Source organism: Streptomyces anatolicus (assembly GCF_019400875.1).
GTDB classification, from domain to species: Bacteria; Actinomycetota; Actinomycetes; order Streptomycetales; family Streptomycetaceae; genus Streptomyces; species Streptomyces anatolicus.
In genome coordinates, this window is record NZ_WMBF01000383.1 from 1 (window position 1) to 6,233 (window position 6,233).

A 6,233-nucleotide genomic window follows, 5' to 3' on the forward strand; every position below is an offset into this window, starting at 1 on the left:
GTCCACGGACTCCAGCAGCCGCGCCGCGGCCTCCCGCACCACCCCGGGGTCGTCCGTGGGCCCCCGCAACGTCTCGGACCGCGTCAGCGTCGAGAAGTCGAAGCGCCGCACCTTCAGCACGATGGTCCGCCCGGAGTGCCCGGCCGCCCGCAGCCGCTGCACACACCGGTCGGCGAGCCGCGCGACCTCTCCCCTGATCCGCACCCGGTCATGGATGTCCACGTCGTACGTGTCCTCGACGCTGACCGACTTGCTCTCCCGCTCGGCCACCACGGGCCGCTCGTCCAGCGCCAGCGCCATCGCGTACAGCGACCCGCCGTGCGCCTTGCCGAGGAGCCGTACCAGCTCGTCCTCACCGGCCTCCGCGATCTCCTCGACCGTGGTGATCCCGGCCCGCCGCAGATGGTCCCCGGTGGCCGGCCCCACGCCGGGCAGCGTACGGACCGACATCGGCCCCAGCAGCGCCCGCTCCGTCCCCGGCGCTATCAGCCTGAGCCCGTCCGGCTTGGCCTCCTCCGAGGCGATCTTCGCCAGCATCTTGGACGCGGCGAGCCCCACCGACCCGGTCAGCCCGGTCACCGCCCGGATGTCGGCCCGCAGCCGCTCCCCCACGGCCCTGGCGGACGCCTCGTCATCGGCGACGCCGCCCGCCTCCAGGTCCACGAAGGCCTCGTCCAGACTGAGCGGCTCCACCAGCGGCGACAGCTCCCGCAGCAGCCCCATCACCTGCTCACTGATCGCCCGGTACAACCCGAAGCGCGGCACGAGATAGGCGGCGTTCGGCGCCAGCCGCCGGGCCTGCCCCATCGGCATCGCGGAGTGCACACCGAACCGCCGCGCCTCATACGAAGCCGTGGCCACGACCCCTCGCGGGCCGAGGCCGCCCACCACGACGGCCTTCCCACGCAGACTCGGCTTCGCGGCCTGCTCGGCGGACGCGTAGAAGGCATCCATGTCCAGATGCAGGATCGTCGGCGCGCTTCTCACATCTCCGATGCTGCCCTACGCCACTGACAATGCCCCGCCGACGGCTCAGACCGCCCGGTTGCGCCGCCTGGCCAGCTCATCGCCGGGATTGTTCCCGATGAGCGTCTCCCCGGTGTCGATCCGCTCCCCGTGCAGCTGGGACAGCGCGGCCTCGACATCACGCCACACCACGCCGACAGCGATCCCGAAGATCCCCTGGCCGCCCTGGAGCAGATCGTGGACCTCACCGGGCGACGTGCACTCGTAGACCGTCGCCCCGTCGCTCATCAACGTCATCCGCTCGAGATCACAGAATCCGCGCTCCCGCAGATGCTGGACCGTCGTACGGATGTTCTGCAGTGAGACCCCGGTGTCGAGGAACCTCTTGACGACCTTCAGGACGACGACGTCCCGGAAGCTGTAGAGCCGCTGGGTCCCGGAGCCCCCGGCGGCACGCACACTGGGCTCGACCAGGCCCGTCCGGGCCCAGTAGTCGAGCTGCCGGTACGTGATGCCCGCGGCCGCGCACGCGGTCGGCCCCCGGTACCCGATCTGCTCGGAATGCTCGAACGTCGCGTCCCCGCTCCCCTGGACCGCCATCGGTTTCGGAGAGTGATCGGCCGCGCTGCTGTGAAGCGGGTACGGACCGCCCACCGCCGTACCGTCGCCGCTGCTTCTCACGCCGACCTCCGTCCTTGACCTGCCTTCTCGACGGTAGGCAGTCACCAGGGGCTCGTCAACGATCGCCACACTCGCCACGCCGAGTGATAATCACCCTGAGAGTGGTTTCCCGTACCTTGCCACGGGGAAAGGCTAGCCGAATGGTCGAAATCGGACCCCCGGGCGCGGCTCACTGGCTGTTGGTGCCGAAGTCCTCGGGCGAGATCTGGTCGAGGAACTCGCGGAATTTCTCCACCTCGTCCTCCTGCTCGTCCGGGATCGCGATGCCCGCGTCGTCCAGGACACCGTCGCTTCCGTAGATCGGCGTTCCGGTGCGCAGCGCCAGTGCTATGGCGTCGGACGGCCGTGCGCTCACCTCCACACCGCTGGCGAAGACCAGCTCGGCGTAGAAGACCCCTTCGCGGAGGTCCGTGATGCGCACTTCTGAGAGCTCCTGACCCACGGCCTCCAGCACGTCCTTGAAAAGGTCGTGGGTCAGCGGCCGTGCGGGTGCCATGCCCTGCTGCGCGAAGGCGATGGCGGTCGCCTCACCTGGTCCGATCCAGATGGGGAGGTACCGGTCGCCTCCCACTTCACGCAGGAGCACGATCGGCTGGTTGGAGGGCATTTCGACCCGGACACCTACGACGTCGAGCTCGTTCACACAGCAACCCTAGGACGTGGCTGGCAGGTTTGGGTAGTCGGGCACCCGCCGAGTACCGGCCAGGGAACCCCCGGAGACCCCGGGAGGCCCCACCGGATCAGGGCAGTCTGACCCCGAGCGCGGTCTGCACAAGGGCCGAATGCAGCTTCCCCGTGAGCCCCGCCAGCTCTTTGGTACGGGCCTCGGCATGGGCCCTGGTCTGCGGATTGCGATGGCGCCGCAGCGGCGCCACGACCTGGTCGACGAGCCCGGCCTCCCGGTCCGCGGCGGCCTTCATGGCCCGCAGATGGCGCGGCTCGATACCGAACCGGCCCAGCTCGACCACGAGCGAGGCGACCGTGACGGCCTCCGCGTCGTAACCGCCGTCGGGCAGCCTCGTGACAAGCCCGAACGTCTCCCACTCGGCGAGCTGGCCCTCGTCGATCTCGGCGACGGCCAGCAGTTCGTCACGGCCCACACGTGCCGCGGTCGGCCCCTCGGCCTCGTCCTGACCCCTGGGGCCGCCACCGTCCCGCTGACGGCCCGGAGAAGGCAGCGGGGCCCTCTCGCCGCGCTCCAGCGCCTCCAGGTGCTCCCGGATGACCTTGAGCGGCAGATAGTGGTCCCGCTGCATCCTCAGGACGTGAGCGAGCCGCTCGACATCCTCCGGGCTGAACTTCCGGTAGCCGGAAGGCGTGCGCTGCGGCTCGATGAGCCCCTCGGCCTCCAGGAAACGAATCTTGGAGATGGTGACCTCGGGAAACTCATCACGCAGCGTGTTCAGCACGGTGCCGATGCTCATCAGCCGACGGTCCGCGGCGGCGGTGCCGGTACCGGCACCGCCCCTCGGTGTTTGAAGCATGGACCTTCCTGACGGGTCAGATGCCGACGCTCCGCTGGCTCGCGTAGAAGACCAGCCGGTACTTACCGATCTGCACCTCGTCACCGTTCGACAGTGCGACGGAGTCGATGCGCTCCCGGTTGACGTACGTGCCGTTGAGGCTGCCCACGTCGGCGACGGTGAAGGAGCCGTCCTGAAGGCGACGGAACTCCACATGGCGACGCGACACCGTCACGTCGTCGAGGAAGATGTCGCTCTGCGGGTGACGCCCCGCCGTGGTCAGCTCGCCGTCGAGCAGGAAACGACTGCCCGAGTTCGGCCCGCGGCGCACGACGAGGAGCGCCGAGCCGAGCGGCAGCGCGTCGACCGCTGCCTGCGCCTCCGGGGAGAGCGCGGGGGACGGCGTCTGTCCCGTGACCTCCGAGTCGTAGGCCTCCAGGCCCGAGATGGAGATCGTCGACGTCGTCTCGGAAGCGCGCTCCGGCGCCGCCCCCGCGCGCAGCGGCGCACCGCAGTTGGAGCAGAACCGGCTCGCCTCGGCGTTGCGGTTCCCGCACCTCGTACACACCAGTGCCATGGACGGGTCCTCCTGCCGCGGCTGCCCCGCGGGGGCATTCGATGCGTGCGGGCCGGGGGTAAACCCTCCACCCGTACTTGAGGTTGACGGTTCCCCGAAACCTATGCGGCCGGGACCGGCAGGGTCAACAGACGACGCGCCCTGTCCGCCCGAAATGTCACCACCTGGACCAGTCACCTGATCGCGGAACATGGGGCGCTCGCCGCCCTGTCCCTCGGCATCTCCATGGCGAGGGGCACGGTGTCGGGCAGTGGCGGGATTGCCGCTGTCCTCACGTGCGCTCTTGCCGAACAACTTCGCAAACAACTTCACGGGCGATTCCCCTTGACCGAAACAGACCCGCCCGTGGGGCAGGACGAACCCTGATTGCACACACCGGCATTCATCGGTGAACCAGACATCCTCACAACGTCCGTATCCACCAAACAGTTTCCACCACGCACCACGCTTCCGGTGCGCCGACCCCCCGCAACCTCATGCCCTTGCTCGACGGCCCCCATGCGCCCGCCCCTCACTGGGAGGACGACCGAGCGTAGTCAGGCCGCTTCGCAGGTCGCAAGGCGCTCACGACGATCTTCTCTGAGCGGGTCACGGCGACCGTGGCCTGCTCCTTCTCCAGAGTCTGCACCACACCGCCCGGGATGTTCAGCGCAGGTTCCAGATCCTGCGGCTTGCCGATCACCTTGAAGAGGTACGGTTCGCCGACCTTGCGGCCGTCCACCCGGACGCCACCGCCGCCGGCGTCCGAAAGATGGGTGCTTGCCACCACGCGTACGTCGTTGATCTGGATCGCCTCGGCGCCTGCGGCGCGCAGCTCCTGAATGGCGTCGAGCAGCATGTCCGCCTCGATCGCCTCCTTCTTGTCCTCGATGGCGAGCGTGATGCCGGGTCCCTGGGCGGCCACCGTGCCTGCCAGGATGCCGAGTTGCCGTTCGCGCTCGACCGTCTGCTTGCGTGCCTCTTCGGCCTGGTCCGAGCTGTTCTCGAGCCCGGTCCGCTGCTCCTCGAGGCGCCGCTTCTCCTCTTCCAGACGCTGAGTACGGTCATCCAGTTCATCGAGGATGCGTACGAGATCTTCCTGACGTGCGCCGCGTAGCGCACTGCTGTCGTTGTTGGACCGCACCTGGATGGCCAGACCGAGGCCCAGCACGAACAGCAGCAGGGCCACGATGAGTTGGGGGCGGGTCACCCGCGGCGGCCACAGCCCCTTGGCGAGCCGCTGACGGCCGGTGAGGGTCTTCGGCCCACGGACGGGCGCGGCGGGGGTCTCAGGGGCGGCCGGGACCTCGGCGGGGAGTTCCTCACGGCGGTTGTACGCGGGTGTCTCGTCGTCACTCATCGGCGTCACGCCCTGAAGATGTGCCGGCGGATCGCGGCCGCGTTGGAGAAGATCCGGATGCCGAGGACCACGACGACTCCCGTGGACAGCTGGGCGCCGACGCCCAACTTGTCGCCCAGGAAGACGATCAGCGCGGCCACCACCACGTTCGACAGGAACGACACCACGAAGACCTTGTCGTCGAAGATGCCGTCGAGCATCGCGCGCAACCCGCCGAACACGGCGTCGAGAGCCGCGACCACGGCGATCGGAAGGTACGGCTCGACCACCGCCGGAACCTCGGGCCGAACCAACAATCCGGCCACGACTCCCACGACGAGGCCCAGTACGGCGATCACGATGTGCCCTTTCCTGCCTTCGGCTCTGCTGTTCGTACGGTCACACTGGGCGCTGCGGGCAACCGGAGATCATCCGACACGGAGATGCTGGTCCGGATGCCGAAGTTCTCCTGCAGAGCGTGCAGATACTGACCGTCGGGGCTGTTCTGGAACCGGGTGCTCAAGCGGTTCCCCTCACCCACTGCCAGCACCGTATACGGCGGCACCAGCGGCCTGTTGTCGACCAGTATCGCGTCACCCGCGGCCCTGATCGCCGACAGCGCGGTGAGCCGCTGGTCATTGATGGAGATCGCCTCGGCGCCCGACTGCCACAGGCCGTTGACGACGCGCTGCATGTCGCGGTCGCGCACCCGCCCGGTGTCGGAGAAGCCGGCGCTCTCGCGCGGCCCGCCGCCGCCCTGGTCGGCTTCCTTCTTGTCGTCCACCACGAGCTTCACACCGGGCCCGTGGACCTCCGTCGCGCCGGAGAGGAGGCCGAGCAACTCGCCCTGGCTGCCGCCGTGCTTCTTGAGCGCGAGCCGCTGCCGCTCGCCCACGTCGTCGCGGAGTTCGTCCACGTCGTCCTCGAGCTTGTCGGCCCCGGCCGTGGCGTCCTCGACGCGGTCGATGAGTTCCTCGCGCTCCTTGGCGAGCACCGGCGCCGCTATCCGCGCCTGCGCGGCCCCCACGGTGACCACGAGCGCGGCGAGCACGAGGCCCGCGGCGAACCCGAGTTTGGCCCGCAGCGGGCGAGGGACACCACTGTTCCCTTTGGCCTTCTTCCTGGCCGCCGCCTCCGCGTATCCCTCGTCCAGGCTGTGGTCCATGACAGTGGTGAGCAGCGACATGGACGCGTCCGGACGCCGGGGGCGGGAGGGGGTGCTCCGAAC

At 69.2% G+C, this 6,233-nt stretch carries 8 protein-coding genes; all 8 read right to left on the reverse strand.

Annotated elements, in window-relative coordinates; translation table 11 throughout:
• On the reverse strand, window positions 1-987 hold a 987-nt coding region (locus tag GKQ77_RS25360), incomplete at its 3' end, for a DNA polymerase IV (protein WP_219691257.1).
• 45 nt (window positions 988-1,032) lie between these two features.
• Window positions 1,033-1,647, reverse strand: a complete 615-nt coding sequence (locus GKQ77_RS25365; protein ID WP_219691258.1) for a MerR family transcriptional regulator — start codon at window positions 1,645-1,647, stop codon at window positions 1,033-1,035.
• A 169-nt stretch (window positions 1,648-1,816) separates the two neighbouring features.
• Window positions 1,817-2,290 (reverse strand): bifunctional nuclease family protein, encoded by a 474-nt coding sequence (locus tag GKQ77_RS25370; RefSeq protein WP_030794342.1) that lies wholly within the window; start codon window positions 2,288-2,290, stop codon window positions 1,817-1,819.
• Between the two features lie 97 nt (window positions 2,291-2,387).
• Window positions 2,388-3,131 (reverse strand): transcriptional regulator FtsR, encoded by a 744-nt coding sequence (gene ftsR / locus GKQ77_RS25375; RefSeq protein WP_219691259.1) that lies wholly within the window; start codon window positions 3,129-3,131, stop codon window positions 2,388-2,390.
• Between the two features lie 16 nt (window positions 3,132-3,147).
• Window positions 3,148-4,116 carry an FHA domain-containing protein gene (locus GKQ77_RS25380; protein ID WP_219691260.1) on the reverse strand — a complete coding sequence of 323 codons (969 nt, stop codon included), beginning with the start codon at window positions 4,114-4,116 and terminating at the stop codon, window positions 3,148-3,150.
• Window positions 4,117-4,198: 82 nt separating this feature from the next.
• The gene (locus GKQ77_RS25385) at window positions 4,199-5,026 is read right to left on the reverse strand and encodes a DUF881 domain-containing protein (protein WP_219691261.1); all 828 of its coding nucleotides are present in this window, start codon (window positions 5,024-5,026) and stop codon (window positions 4,199-4,201) included.
• Between the two features lie 5 nt (window positions 5,027-5,031).
• Window positions 5,032-5,364 (reverse strand): small basic family protein, encoded by a 333-nt coding sequence (locus GKQ77_RS25390; RefSeq protein ID WP_030794354.1) that lies wholly within the window; start codon window positions 5,362-5,364, stop codon window positions 5,032-5,034.
• The coding region (locus tag GKQ77_RS25395; protein WP_258021935.1) for a DUF881 domain-containing protein at window positions 5,361-6,233 on the reverse strand (873 nt) is incomplete at its 5' end. The genes GKQ77_RS25390 and GKQ77_RS25395, both read right to left, overlap by 4 nt.

What these genes read in the sequence shown, in the direction of transcription:
- GKQ77_RS25385 (WP_219691261.1), bottom strand. Translation starts at nt 5,026, where the DNA reads ATGAGTGACGACGAGACACCCGCGTACAACCGCCGTGAGGAACTCCCC.
- ftsR (WP_219691259.1), bottom strand. Translation starts at nt 3,131, where the DNA reads ATGCTTCAAACACCGAGGGGCGGTGCCGGTACCGGCACCGCCGCCGCG.